The organism is Vibrio sp. J502, assembly GCF_025397955.1.
In the GTDB taxonomy this organism is placed as follows: Bacteria; Pseudomonadota; Gammaproteobacteria; order Enterobacterales; family Vibrionaceae; genus Vibrio; species Vibrio anguillarum.
On the sequence record NZ_CP104554.1, the window covers coordinates 1,032,204 to 1,048,877 of the forward strand.

At 42.8% G+C, this 16,674-nt stretch carries 14 protein-coding genes and 1 pseudogene; 14 read left to right on the forward strand and 1 reads right to left on the reverse strand.

What is annotated here, in order from left to right:
* The first annotated feature begins 1 nt into the window (after position 1).
* The 14 genes from N5E84_RS04910 (at position 2) to N5E84_RS04975 (ending at position 16,272) form a co-directional block, all read left to right on the forward strand.
* Entirely contained in the window at positions 2–697 is a 696-nt protein-coding gene (locus N5E84_RS04910; protein WP_019282549.1) for a substrate-binding periplasmic protein, read from the forward strand.
* A 33-nt stretch (positions 698–730) separates the two neighbouring features.
* Positions 731–1,678, forward strand: a complete 948-nt coding sequence (locus N5E84_RS04915) for a type VI secretion system-associated FHA domain protein (protein ID WP_029189804.1) — start codon at positions 731–733, stop codon at positions 1,676–1,678.
* On the forward strand, positions 1,678–2,145 hold the full coding sequence (tssJ, locus tag N5E84_RS04920) for a type VI secretion system lipoprotein TssJ (RefSeq protein ID WP_019282548.1): 468 nt from the start codon (positions 1,678–1,680) through the stop codon (positions 2,143–2,145). The genes N5E84_RS04915 and tssJ overlap by 1 nt, the downstream gene beginning before the upstream one ends.
* Positions 2,145–3,461: a type VI secretion system baseplate subunit TssK gene (tssK, locus tag N5E84_RS04925; protein ID WP_019282547.1), complete on the forward strand. Its 1,317-nt coding sequence runs from the start codon at positions 2,145–2,147 to the stop codon at positions 3,459–3,461. Before tssJ ends, tssK begins: the two co-directional genes overlap by 1 nt.
* Positions 3,462–3,468: 7 nt before the next feature.
* Positions 3,469–4,611 carry a type IVB secretion system protein IcmH/DotU gene (gene icmH / locus N5E84_RS04930; RefSeq protein WP_013856696.1) on the forward strand — a complete coding sequence of 381 codons (1,143 nt, stop codon included), beginning with the start codon at positions 3,469–3,471 and terminating at the stop codon, positions 4,609–4,611.
* A 1-nt stretch (position 4,612) separates the two neighbouring features.
* Positions 4,613–8,065, forward strand: a complete 3,453-nt coding sequence (tssM, locus tag N5E84_RS04935; protein WP_019282546.1) for a type VI secretion system membrane subunit TssM — start codon at positions 4,613–4,615, stop codon at positions 8,063–8,065.
* 8 nt (positions 8,066–8,073) lie between these two features.
* Entirely contained in the window at positions 8,074–8,706 is a 633-nt protein-coding gene (locus N5E84_RS04940) for a protein kinase domain-containing protein (protein WP_029189805.1), read from the forward strand.
* Between the two features lie 15 nt (positions 8,707–8,721).
* Positions 8,722–10,611 carry a hypothetical protein gene (locus tag N5E84_RS04945; RefSeq protein ID WP_013856699.1) on the forward strand — a complete coding sequence of 630 codons (1,890 nt, stop codon included), beginning with the start codon at positions 8,722–8,724 and terminating at the stop codon, positions 10,609–10,611.
* Positions 10,612–10,988: 377 nt separating this feature from the next.
* Positions 10,989–12,166, forward strand: a protein-coding gene (locus N5E84_RS04950; protein ID WP_088732546.1) for an IS3 family transposase whose coding sequence is annotated in 2 segments (ribosomal slippage) — positions 10,989–11,247 and positions 11,247–12,166 — 1,179 coding nt in all. Because the reading frame shifts where the segments join, the coding sequence is not laid out codon by codon here.
* A gap of 322 nt (positions 12,167–12,488) precedes the next feature.
* Positions 12,489–13,199 (forward strand): transcriptional regulator, encoded by a 711-nt coding sequence (locus N5E84_RS04955; protein ID WP_019282907.1) that lies wholly within the window; start codon positions 12,489–12,491, stop codon positions 13,197–13,199.
* Positions 13,153–13,680: a hypothetical protein gene (locus tag N5E84_RS04960; protein WP_019282908.1), complete on the forward strand. Its 528-nt coding sequence runs from the start codon at positions 13,153–13,155 to the stop codon at positions 13,678–13,680. The genes N5E84_RS04955 and N5E84_RS04960 overlap by 47 nt, the downstream gene beginning before the upstream one ends.
* Positions 13,681–13,808: 128 nt before the next feature.
* Positions 13,809–14,597, forward strand: a complete 789-nt coding sequence (locus N5E84_RS04965; RefSeq protein ID WP_013856703.1) for a transcriptional regulator — start codon at positions 13,809–13,811, stop codon at positions 14,595–14,597.
* Positions 14,581–15,063 carry a hypothetical protein gene (locus N5E84_RS04970; protein WP_013856704.1) on the forward strand — a complete coding sequence of 161 codons (483 nt, stop codon included), beginning with the start codon at positions 14,581–14,583 and terminating at the stop codon, positions 15,061–15,063. The genes N5E84_RS04965 and N5E84_RS04970 overlap by 17 nt, the downstream gene beginning before the upstream one ends.
* A gap of 204 nt (positions 15,064–15,267) precedes the next feature.
* The gene (locus tag N5E84_RS04975; RefSeq protein WP_013856705.1) at positions 15,268–16,272 is read left to right on the forward strand and encodes a GlxA family transcriptional regulator; all 1,005 of its coding nucleotides are present in this window, start codon (positions 15,268–15,270) and stop codon (positions 16,270–16,272) included.
* 96 nt (positions 16,273–16,368) lie between these two features.
* Here the strand turns inward: N5E84_RS04975 and N5E84_RS04980 are convergent.
* A pseudogene (locus N5E84_RS04980) lies at positions 16,369–16,641 on the reverse strand (IS3 family transposase); the annotation flags it as partial.
* Positions 16,642–16,674: the final 33 nt, after the last annotated feature.

Sequence of the window (16,674 nt, forward strand, 5' to 3'; positions counted from 1 at the left end):
CATGATACGTGTCATTTTCATTGCCGTTATGTTGACCGTGCTTAGCCAACCTGCTTTGGCCTATCAGCGTCCAGAGCGATTATTGCTCGCTACCCAAGAATGGTTTCCTTATCAGTACCAAGAAAATGGGGAAATGAAAGGGCCGGGGATAGAACGAGTGAAGTGTGTCATGAGAGTGATGGACCAGCCGTATCAGCTTACGATGACTAACTGGGATAGAGCTCAGCTCATGACAGAAGTTGGCTCACAGCATGGTTTCTTTCTTGCGTCTCTCAACAGCAAGCGTGATGAGTATGCCGATTATTCTGCGACACTTGATCAACAGAATTGGAGTTGGTTCTCTCTATCTGATTCAACAGAGTTAGACAACGCAATGTTCAAGTCTCAGGTCGAAGTCGCTGCACTATTTGGCTCAAATAATTGGTTTTGGCTACAGAAAAACGGTTACCGCGTAAGCAAAAAACCAAGGACGCCAAAAGCCCTAATTGAGTTGATGCTGAATGGGGAAGTCGGAGCGGTATTGGGCAATGACGCTGTCATTGACGAGACGATAAAAAAAATGGGTATCAGTTATCGAGCGATTTCTCGGACACGGGTCAAATCGAATCCATTGGGCGTGTATTTCTCCAAAGCATTTACAAAGAAATACCCCAACTTTCTTAATGAATTTAACGAGGCGGTTGCTCAGTGTCGTTAACTCCAAATATTGAATTTATTGAAGGTCAGTCAAATGCCTCTATCGATTAGAATTATTAGCTCTCCAGATGGTGAAAGCATCGCCCAATGGAATCAAGCATTTCCAGACGATGGCGGAGATATCGGGCGTGCGTTTGGCGCGACGCTACAACTTAATGACGCAAGTCGTGAGATTTCAAGTACCCATGCAATGATTCGTAAGACCTCGCGTGGATACCAAATCATGGACAACAGCACCAATGGCCTTTACATCAATGGATCTGATGTGCCTTTGGGCAAGGGTAACCAATCTACACTAAGTGATGGTGATGTTCTTGATATTGGCCGCTACCGATTGCTGGTTTCTTGTTTCTTCCCTGAAACAGCGAAAGCGCAAATCCAGCAGCCTCACTCAGATAGTTGTCGATTAGGTGATGATCCGTTTAGTACTGAATCAACACCTTTTATTCAAAGTATTCCTGAAGTAGATGAAGCGCCTGGGTTCACCATCTCGACGACAGATGTGGTGGGGGATGACCCATTTGCGAGTGATGCCTCAGTTAAGCAAGAACTAGCGCCTCACTTTAATCTTGATTTTCAGACGGCTGAGGATGACCCACTGAAAGACAGTGATTTTCGTACGTCATTTCCAAACCATGAAGTGATGGCGACCTCCTCTTTCGCTCAAGAAGAGTCACCACTGAACCACTCTCAGTTTGCTATCACTGAGTTTAAGAATCATGGGCAGCGCTTACAGGAACGTACGGACAAAGCATTAGAGATGGCATTGGCAAGGTTGTTGTCTGACATTTCACCGAATGCGATGGAGTCGATGTTTGATGATTTGTCGGGCAACGGTTTTTGGTCTCGTAAACCGAAGTACTGGGATATGTACAAACGCTATTTCAACCGACAAGTAGAGAATCGCGATTGGCAAATTAAGTTTCAAGCGTACTTCAGAGATGCAATGCGTATGCAAAAAAACTTCGAAGGGGATCAGTAATGGTACGTCGTTTATGCCTAATGTGTATCGTCCTTATTATGTCAGGGTGCAGTTTATGGAGCTATGATATGGTTGAGCCAAAACTGGTCGTTGATATTAAAGCTGCGACCAATATTAACCCTAATGTTGAGGGTAAGCCTTCTCCGGTAGAGCTCCGAATTTATCAATTGACGAATAATAATGCGTTTGAAATTTCTGATTTTATTCAAATTTATAATGATGACCAAGGCGTTTTAAAGGCCGAGTTGGCCGTTTCTCGCCAGCTACCCAGCATTTTGCCGGGCGAAACTCGTCAGGAAATTATCCCACTTGGTAGTGGTGTTAAGTACATCGGTGTGATTGCGGGTTTTGCTGATTACAGAGAGGCGAAAAACAAGGTGATTTATAAGCCGCTAATTGTGAATTCAGCGGTTATCAGTATTGAAATTGATGGCATTAATCTGTCTGTGTCAGGGGAAGAAGAATAATGGATAATAATAAAGTCGTGTGGAGTGAGGGGATGTTCCTTTCCCCTCAGCACTTTCAACAGCAAGAGCGCTATGTTGAACATTTTACTCGTGAGTTCGCCGGACAAATTAGCCCTAATGCTTATGGATTGACCTCGCTAGAGCTTGACCGTTCGATGTTGAACATTGGTAAGGTTTCGGTGCGTCGCGCTAAAGGCATTTTCCCAGATGGAACACCATTTGAAATTGAGCAAGCACTCGTGCTCGATGTGCCGAAAAATACCAGTCATAAGAAAGTGTATCTGGCTCTTCCGGTTTCAAGACCGGGCACTATTGATGTGGGAGAAGACGCGCGTCTTAGACACTCTTCACAAGAACACCCCGTTTACGATACCAGCCGAGAGCACAGTGACCCGGTTCAATTAGAGCTAGCAACGTTGAACATTCAGCTGCGTTTGGAAGGGGATGAGCTAAAAGATTTTGTGTTGATATCCGTTGCTGAAATCAGTGAACACAAATCTGAAGGTGTTGTTGTGTTGAACCAAGCATTCGTTCCCCAATGCTTGCAGTTTTCCGTATCTAACTACCTAACCGATAACGTTGCTGATCTATTTGCACAAGTACAATACCGTTCCCGAGCGATTCATACTCGTTTACAAGCGGAGTCCAGCAGTAAAAGCTATCAGTCGTTGATGCGTGACTACTTGTGGCTGCAAGTACTGGGGGCTTGGATGCCAAAGCTTGAACAATGGAGTCTAGATGGCTCGTTGCTGACACGTCATCTTTATTTAGAGTGTGTTTCGATGGCTGGGCAGATGCAGGGTTTAGAAGGGAAGATGCCAAAGTCTTTCCCTGCATGGAACCAAGATGCGCTATACAGCATTTTTTCGACCGTGTTTTCTGAGTTACTGGTGTTACTGCGTGAGGTTCAGATAGATAACGTATCAACATTGAACTGGGACAAACAGCTGTTCGTTAGCCGCCGCTTACTGCGCACACTGGTTGATGATCGCAGCCTATACAATCAAGGCCGTTTTGTGTTGGCCGTTTCCTCGTCTATCGGTGCCACTCGACTCAGTGAAGAGTTTCCTCGTGCTGCGAAGCTAGCAGGGAACAGTGATATTGCCGGTTTAGTGCGTAATGCACTTTCAGGTGTTCCTTTGCGCCATCTTCCTTATGCACCTTCTGAGTTGAAGTCTTTGAATGACGCCGCTTACTTCGAAATCGATACTAAGTCTGAATTGTGGCAAGCGTTGATCAAACGTGATGAGGCGATCGCTCTTCATATTGATGAAAGAATTGATGATCTCCACGTCGATTTTCATGTGATCAGGTAGGTAACGGATGGGCGGATTATTTAACGAAGAACCGACGGTTCAAATTCGACGAGTGACATCGACCGAATCAGCTCACAAGCAGCATCTGTTGCCACCCAAAGCGGATACTTCAGGCACAGAGCGATTGATTGAGGATCTTGCCATTTATGGTAGCCCTTTATTGAATGCCGCCACGGAACTGTTGGGTATTTTAGTGACGATTAAGCGTCAAGGCACACCGAGAGACATCAACCGTTTTCGTCAAAAACTTTTGTACGCCATTGATGCGTTTCGTTTGCGTGGTTTGCACTTGGATTACCACCCAAGCGTGATTGAAAAAAGCTGCTTTGTGTTGTGCGCGGCATTTGATGAAGCTGTGCTGTACACCGCTTGGGGAGAGCGTGCTCGTTGGGAAAATCATTCGTTGTTGAGCAAGGTGTTTTCACAGCGCGATGGCGGAGAGGCCTTTTTTGTGTTGCTAGATAAGGCCAGCCAGCAGCCGAATAAACTTGTTGATTTTATTGAGCTTCAGTACGTGCTTTTGGCTTTGGGTTTCAAAGGGCGCTTTCGCCATGAAGACGAGAGCCAATTGCATGATATTACCGCTCGTGCGTACGGTCTCATTCGCCACTATCGCAGTGAAAGTCCTTTTCCGGTACCGCAAACACCAACGCTAATCGAAGGTAAACGCCCGTGGCTAATGATCAGTATGGGCAAAACGTTAGGCTTGGCTTGTTTGGTTCTGGCATCCGGGTATGGTTTTACTGAATATTGGTACAACAGCCGCGTGCAGCCGTTGTTGGCACAGTTTAGCGCGATCGATATGTCAGACGTCAACCTGAAGAAAAACAGCAGTGACTTAGTGTACTTAAGTTCCGATGCGGATTTGGGGCGACAGAGTGAAAGCCTAGAGGAAGAAACTGGAATGAAAGGAAAAGTGGTCACTCAGCAATGGGAGATCATTCTCGCGGTATTTTCTCGGGCGAGCGACGCACTTCGTTTATCGACAGAACTCAAACAGGCAGGCTATGAGTCTTTTACTCGTGAGATGGAACATGGCGTTGAGCTTTATCTTCACGCAGGTGACGACTTAAACACCATTCGTAAGTTGAAAAATGAACTCAATGTTCGCTTTGGTTTGAACGCCACGATTAAAAGAGCGCTGAAATAAGATGTTTAAAAAGATATTTTCTATTTTCTTGGTGATTACTGCCATTTTAGGGACGCTCGCATTTTGGCTTACAGCATCAGAAGAGCAACCAGTCTGGATAAAGTGGGGAATGCTCGCTGTCACCGTCGTTATTGTCTTCTTTACATGTGTTTGGTGGTGGAAACAGCGCAAGCTTAATCAAACAGAGAAAGAAGAGCATGATCAACACGTACTGCTTAAACAAGACACGCGTGTGATCCAGCAGCTGTTTCGTATCGCAACGAAAAAGATACAGGGACAAGCTCGTAACAAGCTAGAAAGCCTTTACAGTCTGCCTTGGTACCTAGTTCTAGGTGGTGAAAAAGACGCGAAAAGTGCCATTTTGCTACAGAATGGTTTTGAGCCAGTTAACGAGCGCTACTTGGATGAAAGTGATACGGAACAGTACCTGCGTTTTTGGAGCAACGATAACGCAGTCGTTGTAGAAGTCGGTCATCGTATATTTGATAACGACGGTATTGACGAGTCGCTTTGGCAGGTACTGGCGAAGCAACTACTTAAATACCGTCCGAGGCAAGGGCTGAACGGCATTGTGACGGTTATTGGGTGTGATCGCCTAATGACAGGAGACAAAAAAGAACGCACTAGGCTCTCAGGCATCTATCAGGAGGCTGTGTTGTCGATGGGCGCAGAGCTTAGCTTAAACTTGCCTGTTTATGCCGCTTTCTCTAAAGCTGACTCGATAGCAGACTTCACTGGTTTCTTTGAGAGCTTCACTGCATGTGACTCAGAAAATCCTTTTGGTATTACCTTTGAATGCGATGTTTCACGTCGTTATGACAAACAGCAGTTTGAGGCAGAAAGCCACGCGTTGATTCAATCCATTGCGGGGCAGCAGTTTGAGTTACTGAGAAACGTCAGCAGTGACAAGTCGGGCTCTATTATCGCTTGGCCTTATCAGCTAAGAATTTTCCTAGAGCGCGTCAACGAGTCTTTGAGCGACATTGGTCGCGAGAACCGTGTCCGAGAAGCCGTATGGATCCGCGGCGCTTATTTAATGTCATCCGGACAAAAAGGCATTGAGCACGATTTACTAACACAGGTAGTGGCCGAACGTGCTGAGTTCAACACCAATAATCAAGTTGAACAGCAGCCAAATCGTCGTGGTTTCTTTACGCAACGTTTGTTCAATAAGGTCATCTTGCCGGAGAAGAATATCGTCGGTGTTAATGAATGGCGTCATGCGGGTTATCTTGTATTTCGAACCGCTGTTCTAGTCTCCGTGGTTGGGCTGATTTCTATTGCAGGTCTGAAGTTACAAGAAAACTGGAATGTTGATGAAGATTGGCGCACAACGGCTCTATCTCAAATTCGTTTTTATCAAAACGATGTTCAAAAGCTGAGCAATGACAATTCGATGTCGGAGGTTGTGGCGGTATTAAGAGAACTCGGCGACGTGGTTGCTGAGGGCGTTCAACCTAAACCGTGGCATGAGAAAGTCAGTATTAAGCAAACAGATACGGCCGAGAGTGTTTACTCTGCTTATGAAAAACAGTTGCACCAGATAATGCTGCCAAAGCTAGAAGAGCTGATCAGCAGCGAGCTGTATGTTTATGTGAACCTTGGTAATCCAAGCCGAATCTTTGAGATTTTTCGTTACTACCAGATGTTGTTTGACCGAGAGCAACTGAACTTTGCGGAACTACAAACTTACTTACTTGATAACTTGAAAGACCAAGGTGAGCTTTCTCCGGACGAGCTTTACTCTTTTTCTCTTTTAATCGAAGACCTGTTTAAAAGTCAGTACGACAAGCAGCTACAACCGAACCTAGACCTGATAGCTGTTGCAACGAACAACCTTGAAGGCTTGTCACCAGAGCGACTGATTTATGCGCGTATTAAAGAGATGCCAGAGTACCGTACTCAAGTGGATCTCCGAAGCCAGCTCGGTGAGAAGTTCGATAGTTTGTTTGAGTTTACTAATGATTTCCATGGCTATCTGATCCCAGAAATCTTTACTAAGCAGGGCTATAGCCAAATTGATTTGACGGCAAAGTCGCCTCTGCTTAGAAGCTTGATGAGCGAGTTTAAAGCGATTCAAGGTGATATGTCTGGCGCATCAGTCATTGAGCTTAGAGAACTGAGCAAACAGGTTCAACGTCTGTATTTTGCCGATTACATCTACTACTGGAAAGACTTGGTCAACAACATTCAAATCAAGCAGTTTGGCGATGCTTCAGGACTCAGCTATGCACTAAGGAACACACGTTCTCCGGCTACGAGTCCACTACTTGATGTATTGGATGCAGTTGTGGTGAACACAACATTGGCTGTCGCAGACCAACCAGATACGAAAGGACAAAAGCGTGCAGCCGGTCAACTAGGATTGAAGAAAGCGAAAAAGGTGTTGAACAAAGCCGACAAGGTGAACCGAGCAGTTGGCGATAACCTGTTGAGGCTGCAACCTTCATTCGTCGTAAATGAAGCATTTTTACCTTTCTCTAGGTTTGTGAATGGGAATGGTAAAGACAAGGATACACCACTGGAGCAGTTGATCGTTCAAGTTGATGAAGTTAACTCGTTTTTCGATGCCGCATTGTCTAGTTCAAACCCCGGTAAATCATTCCATGCTTATGCCATCGCCCATGCGCAAGGTAGTAGCGACCCTATCGTGAACTTCCGTCAAGCTGGTAGCAAGGCTCCAAACATCGTCGCGTCTTGGACGAAGAGTCTCAGTGAACAAGTTTGGAAGCAAGTGGTGAATGGCAGCGTGGTGTATCTAAATACACAGTGGGATGAGCAAGTTTACCAGTTTTATGTGTCTGCCATTGAAGGGCGATTCCCATTTGATCAACATGGCCGTGGAGAAGTGAGCTTAGATGACTTTTCTCAATTCTTTAAACCAAGTGGCCGTGTGGCTCGCTACATAGAAGAAACCTTGAAGCCGTTTGTTTACTGGGATAACGGCATGCTCAAGCTAAACGAAGTTGACGGCCTAGCGCTACCAATAAACTCAAACACTCGTAAGCAACTTGAATTAGTTCAAAAACTGAGTGGCATTTTCTTCGGTTCTTCAGGAGATGATCTTGGGTTAAGGCTTGAAGTAAAAGCGAGCTCAATGAGTACTGACGTGACGGAATTCCGCCTACGAGAGGCTGAAACGATTTACGACTACAAACATGGTCCAAGAGTGTGGCGCGAGATAACTTGGCCAACCGCAGGAGTGGATGGCTATTTGAGTGCAGAATTCTACAGCGGTCAGAATCGAGTCGCACAACAATCATTTACCGGTCAGTGGGCGTTGTTGCGCGCTCTTTTTGCGAATAAGAGCAGCGCTACATCGAGCCGTTTGATTCGTAAGCTCAACTACAAAATTAACCAAAACAACATCGTATTGGATTACACGTTGCGTGATTCCAAACAACCATTGGATAAATCTTTATTTGTTCAATTCTCGTTGCCTAAGCAGCTTTAAGGTTGTCGATGTTGAAAGCAGTGATTGAACCGCAGGAGCGAGTGCGTTGCCAAGTTTTGGCGACTCACTCTCGTGCACACGAAATCAGTAACGAGTTGACCCACTACACTAAGCATTTTGATGCTGCAGAGAGCCTGCAAAGAGAGTGGGTTGCTTTGCAAGAGTGTCAGGGTGCTCAAATACAAAAAGTAGTGGATGTCGACTGGAGCAAATTGCAGCTAACGCTGGAGTTTGATCAAAGTGCGATACCGTTGATTGAGTTTGAACCTAAGGATTTGGCTTTATTTGCTTCGCTTTTGCCTAGCGTGGTTCAGGCGCTCAAACACTGTCATAGCAAGGGATGGGTACATGGCGATATCAAGCCATCTAATCTGCTTTATGTACCTCAATTACAACATATTCGATTGATTGATTTCGGTGCCAGTTGTCGGACTGGAACTTCTCGGGAAGCACTCTCCGATTGGCAAGCAACGCCTATTTTTGCTTCGCCAAATCAAAAGGGTGGGGAAGGTCTGGTAGAAACGGGGGATGACTGGTTTTCACTGATTCAAATCATCGATCAGGTCATGCCATATGCGCATGACTACTCAATAAACTCAACGCTTATCCAGTGGCGAAAAGCCCTGAGCCTTGAGATTTAGATAGAAGGAAAGCTAATGAATAAAAAACAGCTTGCTGCAGCCAATCTCGACTTCGATGTGTCATCAATCAAAGGGACGGATGGAAAATTAATCCCAAACTTAGGATGCGCGATAGAAATTGAGCAATGGTTGAAAAAACTGTCTCTCGCATGCGGGAGAAGGCACTCTAACAGAGCCTTGCCTTATTTAGAGAAAGCGATAGATGTTATCTATTCTGAGGTTGAGGCGGAATTGTATCGCCAATCAGGAAACAACACTAGCGCCTACGAAGCTAGCGCAGTGACTAAGCATCCTGTATGGCAGTTTTTTGTAGAACGAGTGACGAAAAAGTTTGGCAGTGTCGTTAAGGTGATTCAACCACACCGCTCACCAACGGAATCTGTCCGTTCGAAATTGATTAACCGTACTTTCTTCCAGATGCTGCATAACAAGCATGAAGTTTTGAAGCGTTCTCATAGCAGTATCTTAGCATCCGGTGAGCTTGGCCAAGCCAAGGTGGAAATTCTGGATGCGCAAGTTAATGCTTTACGAGATGCCTACTTTAATCATGCCAAATGTAATGCTGAACTTTGGCCTGCTATTAATGCTCTGTTCCAAAAAGGAAATACCCGCTCTGTTGAGGGCAAAGTAAACCTTGAAGACGGTTCAGTGACATTTGAAGCCTCACAAGCACTATTTGCCGAAGCAAAAGTCGAGTTTGAAAAAACTTGGGACTTCGGGAAAATGAAAAACCAAATCAAAGCATCCGCTGAAATTGGGGCCCGTGAGAGCAGCAAATTTAGTGCTAGTGCTAAGATCAATAAAGGCGCATTGGATGGCATTGGGCATAGCCGAGAGCTTTTTAGTGGAAACAAGGAGAAAAGTGTTAAATCTGAATTTGAGGTTAATAAGGTAACAGGAAATGCAACTTATAGCATTGATGATTCTGTAGTAACAACTCAAATTATACCGGGTATCGATTTAGAAATTGATGCGATGCTCGCTGCCGAAATGGGAATGAAGTTAACAGTTTCCCATGAACTTTCTGTGGCTGACTTTATGGCACTAAAGAGCGAGGGAGAACTGTTTGTTGGTGCGACAGCAAAAGTTCAGTTCACAGGTGCAATAAACAGTGCCAGCATGTTTTCTGAAAATGAAGTCATTAAAACCAAAATTGGTGCAAGTGCCTTTGTTGGTGCTAAGGCGAGTGGAACAAGCACCTTTACCTTGAAAGCTCGCGGCATGAGTATGTTGTCTGGTTGTGTGACTGGTTCTGCATCGGTTGGTTTAGGCGCATCTGCTGCTTTGGAAGCCATTGTTAAAGGTTCTGGAGACTTCACATTTAAAGCGGGTGCAGGTGCAACGATGGGGGTAGGGACCGGCGTAGAGTTTGGAACTATGGTTAACCCGATGTTACTCAAAGTGCTCCTGTGGGATTCATTTGGTAAGCACCTGCGTTCAAAGCAGACAAAACGCAAAACGGGAATTAAATACAACAGAAACGTTAACCAAGTGGCAGTGAGCCGTTGTGAAGAAAGTATCATGTCTTCGTTGAACATGATTGAAGCGGACTACCGAGTCTTAGCGGAAGAGCTCTGGCGTATTCCAACCTTCACAAACATGTCTACTAAGGACGAAGTCACTACGATGCATGACCGTATCGCGAGCCCTGATAGAAATGTTATGGATAAGTACCTAGAAACGCTTGGTGTCACTGATGCTATCAATATGAGTCCTGAGGATATCACTCAAGCGGCCGTGGATATGGATAATCAAGCACGCTTCAATCAATCGCAAAACATGCTTATGAAGCAAGCGAAGAAAGCGGCTTCGAAGAGGGGAGCTAAGTCACTCTCTGGTGGGCTGGCTTTAGCGGGAATGAATGTTATGAACCCAGCAATGGGGTTACTAGCGGTCAAACCTTAATCAATAAAAATGGCGAGATGTCTCGCCATTTGTTGATGCTGCTATGAAGAATAGTTAAATTTAGTTTTGACATTTATTTCGATTTATCAAATAGATACTGAATAATTCTCTATTGAGGTGTCAGGGTGGTACTCATGCCATGATAGGTGAACCAAAAAAAGCATGGTCAAAAGGTTTTATATTGTAAGTAACGGTTCTGTTTGGGTGATAAGTACTAAAAGTGTTATATACCCGTGATCATTGAAGATGCTTGATTTCTCATAAAATCAGGATCATGCTACGCACCATGAAAATAATACTGACTCTGTAGTGGCATAGTGAATTTGGTCACTTAGTTAGAGGTGATATCATCACCTCATAAGTTAACAGGTGACATTATGACAAAACGTACAAGACGACTATTTAGCGCAGAATTTAAGTTAGAAGCAGCGCAGCTAGTCTTAGACCAAAATTACTCAGTGACTGAAGCAGCCCAAGCCATGAATGTGGGCAAGTCCACGATGGATAAATGGGTTCGCCAGCTTAGAGAAGAACGCCAAGGGAAAACACCGAAAGCTTCACCTATGACCCCTGAGCAAATAGAAATTCGGGAATTGAAAAAGAAGCTGGCTCGCCTTGAAGAGCATAATGAAATACTAAAAAAAGCCACGGCTTTCTTGATGTCGGACTCACTGAACAATTCTTGATAATCAAGAAACTCAAGCAGAGCCACAGCGTAAAAATATTATGCGAAGTCCTCAATGTTCATCGAAGTAGTTATCACTATTGGCTTAAACGCCCAGCGTTAATTAATGCGGAAACAATAAAACTGCGCAGCTTGATTAGCGAGGCTCACGCCGCAAGCAATGGCTCTGCGGGAGCGAGAACCATTGCAGATATAGTCACAAATCAGGGTGTAAAGCTGAGCCGATACCGAGCAACAAAGCTTATGAGAACGCTTGGTTTAGTGAGCTGCCAAGAACCAAAGCATCGTTACAGAAAGGCTTCACAAGAACATATTGACGTTCCAAATCACTTAAGTCGTCAGTTTGCTGTTACGGCTCCAAATGAAGTCTGGGTTGGCGATGTTACGTATATTTGGACAGGTAATCGGTGGATGTATTTAGCGGTCGTTATCGATCTTTTTGCCCGCAAAGTGATCGGTTGGTCAATGTCTTTGTCGCCTGATAGTCGGTTGACAGGTAAAGCGCTGTCTATGGCCTATGAATCTCGCGGAAAGCCAAAAGGTGCCATGTTCCATAGCGATCAAGGCAGTCACTATACCAGCCGTAAATACCGTCAATTGCTGTGGTGTTTTCAAATAAAACAGAGTTTATCTCGCCGAGGAAATTGTTGGGATAATGCGCCGATGGAGCGCTTCTTTAGAAGTCTGAAGACGGAATGGGTGCCAGCTGTGGGTTATCGTAGCTTCGCTGAGGCTCAACAAGAGATCACCCGCTACATTATCGGATATTACTGCCAACTCAGGCCACATCAGTATAACGGTGGTCTAACTCCCAATGAATCAGAACGATTATATTGGGAAAACTCTAAAACCGTGGCCAATTTTAGTTGACCACTACAGGGGTGATTTGCACTCGTAGTTTTGGTGACATATCAGATTCCTTATAAGTAGTGATAATTATAAGGCTTAAATACCATCCAAGTTAACCGTACCATTACAGCGATTTGCTTCAAGAGCCACTAAGGTTTGTTGCTCCATTGATTTGGGCTTGGTGTATTTTATTCCTATCTGGAGCGCCGCATTAGCGATGGCAAAAATACGTAGGTTTTAACTGTATCTATTGAAGGTAGAGAATTTAATGGATAGAATTATCATTAATGACTATCTGGCTAGAGACAGTGATTGACAGCAAATCAACGGCAAGAGTAACAATATGTGGATATTTGATCATCGAGCAGATAAGCAGTTACATAACCTGCAGACAAATGACTATAGAAAACTAGATAATATAGAGAGTGACCTACTGAAATTATTGCTTACCAATCAAGGCAAAACGGTAACAAAGGCGCAAATACTCACATATGTATGGCCAAACAAAGTTGTTTCTGAGTCCAGCATTACACAAGCCATAACTAAGTTAAGGCAGTCTTTAAGTGACAATGCTAACGAACAGAATGTTATCAGAACAATACCCAAATGGGGCTATTGTCTTATGCCAAACACTGTTAAATTAGTAGCAGAGGAAAAAGCAGAAACAGATACAGCGATAAAAAAATACTCAGTAAGTTGGCTGTTGATAAGTGGGTTTACATTTTTGTTGTTTATAAACATTTTATTATTCCATTTCTTATTTGTCGCTCCTGATAGCGCTAAGTCCATGAGTTTTTATTCATTCAAGGTGGGAAGTAACAATTTTTACGTTGAAAAAAATGACAGAGTAAGTAGTCAGTTGGTAGAGACTATTATCCATAAAAAGAATCTCACTAATGTCAATTTCTATATAACTTCTAATCAAAGTCGACTTTACATTGCATGTTACAAGTTGATACCAAACAACGATCAGCAAAGAAGTTATAATTTTTCAGTTGATATAAATCGTGTCCTTGAGGATGTTGGTAATGAAGTGTTGGAAGTATGTCAATAAAACCATAGGAATCTTGAGTCTACTACTCATTATTACGTTGCTAATACAGTTCTACCTTGCTACTTCTTTCACACCTAGCTTTGTTAATAAGACTGAGACTGTCATTAGTAAAGTTGTCCTTACGTATGGCGAGGAAAAACAAGATTCTCGGTATAGAGAGGTAAGCTATACACTGGTTCCTTTTTTTCTCAACCGATATGAACTACTTGCAAATATTAAATTTGATAGTGGTGAGTCTGTAAAAACGCAATTTTTAATCACATTCTGGCCATTTAATGAATATTCGATTAAATTTATCAGTAAGCTTGTCGATAAAGAACAGGTAAGATTTTTTGATAGGCCAGAACAGCATATTCTATTTGATGGTGGGGATGAGGAATTTCAAGTACTACCAAGCGATGCAAGACAATACTGCTATGTTCAATTATCTGACCAAGCAATTCAGTGTGTAGACGTAAATAGTATAAATGGAAACAAATAATAACGTAGTGCTTTGCAGGTATTGCTCAGGACAGATTTACACTCAGTAACTCCGTTATGATAACATCATAACTCCTCATAACTCCTCATAACTGGCAAACCTCTTATGAAAACATTAAAGGATACATCATGTGGGTATTTGACCCAACAGCTCGGAGACAACTGTCACATCTAAGCCACGAAAAGAGTAAGAAGCTCAAGTCTACTGATAGCAAAATTTTAGAACTTCTGCTCCATAATCAAGGAGCTGTGGTTTCTAAAGAGTGTATTTTACAAGAGGTATGGGGAGAGCGCATTGTCTCTGCGTCTAGTATTACCCAGTCTATCGCGCAAATACGTTTAGCTCTTGGTGACAATGGTAAGGAGCAACGCTATATCAAAACTTTCCCAAAACAAGGTTATATGCTTGTAGTTGGTGGGGTTATGTTTTCACAGCCTAACTTAAGAGCTGGAGAAAGCAACTTTACCGCAGATGACAGTGAAAATAGCAATAAAAACAAACAGCAACCAGAAAGCACCTTGTTAAAAGCTGTAAACCCTCCATCACTATATATGCTTATCCAAGGTGTAATTACCGTTTGCCTATCCATAGGTGTTATTTCAATCTCGTATTGGCTTATCACTATCTACTTTAACTCTCTAAGCATCAGTACAAAACGGTGGGTAAGTGCCGAGATTGCAGGTATTAGCTATTATTACGAGTTTAGCCCAAGTGGTACTAAGCTATTAGAATCCATTTCAGGCATCTATCAAAGTAATATAAGCAAAATCTTCCTTTCTAAAAACCCAGAACAGATATATGTATCTTGCATCTATAAAACAGAAAAATTTAGTGAAATTCGTTCGGCTAACTTGAGTTTTTCTCACCAATACACAACTCAAAACATCAAAGAGGCTATTCGTGAACATTGCCAGTAAGTTAAACATCTTATTAGCAGTATTGCTTGCTAGCTTAACACTATTACTTGTGTATCAGAACAACATGTTTCATCCTTCTTTTCTTGAAGGAAGAAATAACACTTTGTTGTTCAGTCATGGTGTTACTTACAGTGCGTCGGGAGTCGAGAAGTATCGAGAATTTCATACTCTTGATCATAAATGGAGTGGTATGCATCAACTTCATACGACGTATGGGCCTGAAGATGATTCCATAAGTTTAAACGTTTCATCTTCAGTATATTTTTGGACATCGAGCTTATTCTCAACCAGCAGTACAGTATACAGCGAATTCTATACAGCTAGCGTTGAACCAGATGCTACGCAAGCACACCTTCTTCTGGAAAGAGCCGACGAATATTTCCAGACCGTTTATCAAGATAGTGATAACTTTTGTTATTCAAGTTTACTCACAGGCAGCGTGCAATGCGTTACGGCTGGCCGGTGATAGAGTTATTACTCTAAATTTATTCAACACATTTGGTTATAATGAAAATTATGGATGAAAAGATTATAAAAATCAAAATCTTAAGTAATTCTTTTTTTGTTATACTTTCAACATAAAAGGTAATTATCATATAAGTTCATTGGTTTAGTGCTCGAGGTTTAGGCATAGTAAAGGAAATTACTGTTACACAAGGAAATACGTACAATGCGTTTTACCTGTACGGCTCCTAAACCGCTTCAAATTACGGCCTTACTTTTCGATGGAATGCCAACAACCTCTATCTCTGGTCCAATTGAGATGTTAACTGTTGCAAGCACATTAGCGAGAATTCCAGAACCTAAAATAAACTTAGTCTCAACATCAGGTAATAATGTTCAAGCCCTAGGTGGCATTAGATTGTCACCAAACCGAGACTGGAGTGAAATTTCTGACACTGACGTACTTTTAATTGGTTCTTGTGGTGAACCGGAGAAGCTACCTCTTTTAATGAGTGACGAAATGGGGAACTGGCTCAAGAAGTTAATTAGTGAAACATCGTACGTTGTTTCACTATATACAGGGGCTTTTATCCTTGCTCATTTGAACGTGCTTAACCGAAAAACTGCCACTACACATTGGGTTCACAGCCGTTTATTCCGCGATCTGTATCCCAAGGTAAAATTGCAGCCGCATATCAAAATCACTCGCGAAGATAATTTGATCTGTACTTCCAGCGTTGTTGAGTACTACCAAGCAATAATGCTCGTTATCGATGGGCTTTTTGGTTCAAACCACAAAGAAAAATGTGATCATTTTTTAAAAGGGGAAGTAACAGAGGAACAGCAAGTATCTCATTCCGATTTTGTAGAGTTTAGGCAGCATAATGATCAACTGATTCATGCCCTTCAAGACTGGATGCACGAACAAAATCCCACTAAACTGAGTGTCGTCAAGTGCGCGAGTCACTGCTTTTTAAGTGAGCGGCAAATGAAACGTCGCTTTAAAATGGCAACGGGAGAAACTCCTATAAACTATATACAGAGGATCCGAATTGCTGTAGCACGAGAGAAATTGAATAGAACCGAATATTCTATAGAGCGAATTTGCAACGAAATTGGATACAATGATACCAACCACTTCCGCGTACTTTTTAAGAAGTATCAAAATATGACGCCAACTGAATATCGTAAGAGCGTGCAATGTTTTAGTGATAGCAATTTTATTATATAAGCCAACAGACGTTAGGTGTACAAGCTATTTAAACTAAGTTAGCTAAAATTTCTTTTTTTGCTAACTTGATCTGCTCCAGCAAGACTGGACACCACATTAAGCGACATTTTGCTGTTCAAAGTTAACTGGGCTTAGATACCCAAGAGCACTGTGCCTTCTCGTCCGATTATAATCAACCTCTATGTACTCGAAGATCGTTTGGCGCATCTGCTCTCTCATCATAATCGGTTCATGTTGGATCGCTTCAACTTTCATAGAATGGAAGAAGCTCTCAACACAAGCATTGTCCCAGCAATTTCCTTTCCTGCTCATACTTTGTTTTAGATTATAAGTAGTTATGAGGTCTCGATAATCTTTTGAGCAGTACCGCTGTTTTTCAAGCAAGTTGTCGTCTTTTTTACA

Coding starts and splice junctions, on each gene's coding strand:
- icmH (WP_013856696.1), top strand. CDS start 3,469: ATGGGCGGATTATTTAACGAAGAACCGACGGTTCAAATTCGACGAGTG.
- N5E84_RS04965 (WP_013856703.1), top strand. CDS start 13,809: ATGTGGGTATTTGACCCAACAGCTCGGAGACAACTGTCACATCTAAGC.
- N5E84_RS04945 (WP_013856699.1), top strand. CDS start 8,722: ATGAATAAAAAACAGCTTGCTGCAGCCAATCTCGACTTCGATGTGTCA.
- N5E84_RS04955 (WP_019282907.1), top strand. CDS start 12,489: ATGTGGATATTTGATCATCGAGCAGATAAGCAGTTACATAACCTGCAG.
- N5E84_RS04940 (WP_029189805.1), top strand. CDS start 8,074: ATGTTGAAAGCAGTGATTGAACCGCAGGAGCGAGTGCGTTGCCAAGTT.
- N5E84_RS04915 (WP_029189804.1), top strand. CDS start 731: ATGCCTCTATCGATTAGAATTATTAGCTCTCCAGATGGTGAAAGCATC.
- tssM (WP_019282546.1), top strand. CDS start 4,613: ATGTTTAAAAAGATATTTTCTATTTTCTTGGTGATTACTGCCATTTTA.
- tssJ (WP_019282548.1), top strand. CDS start 1,678: ATGGTACGTCGTTTATGCCTAATGTGTATCGTCCTTATTATGTCAGGG.
- N5E84_RS04975 (WP_013856705.1), top strand. CDS start 15,268: ATGCGTTTTACCTGTACGGCTCCTAAACCGCTTCAAATTACGGCCTTA.
- tssK (WP_019282547.1), top strand. CDS start 2,145: ATGGATAATAATAAAGTCGTGTGGAGTGAGGGGATGTTCCTTTCCCCT.
- N5E84_RS04910 (WP_019282549.1), top strand. CDS start 2: ATGATACGTGTCATTTTCATTGCCGTTATGTTGACCGTGCTTAGCCAA.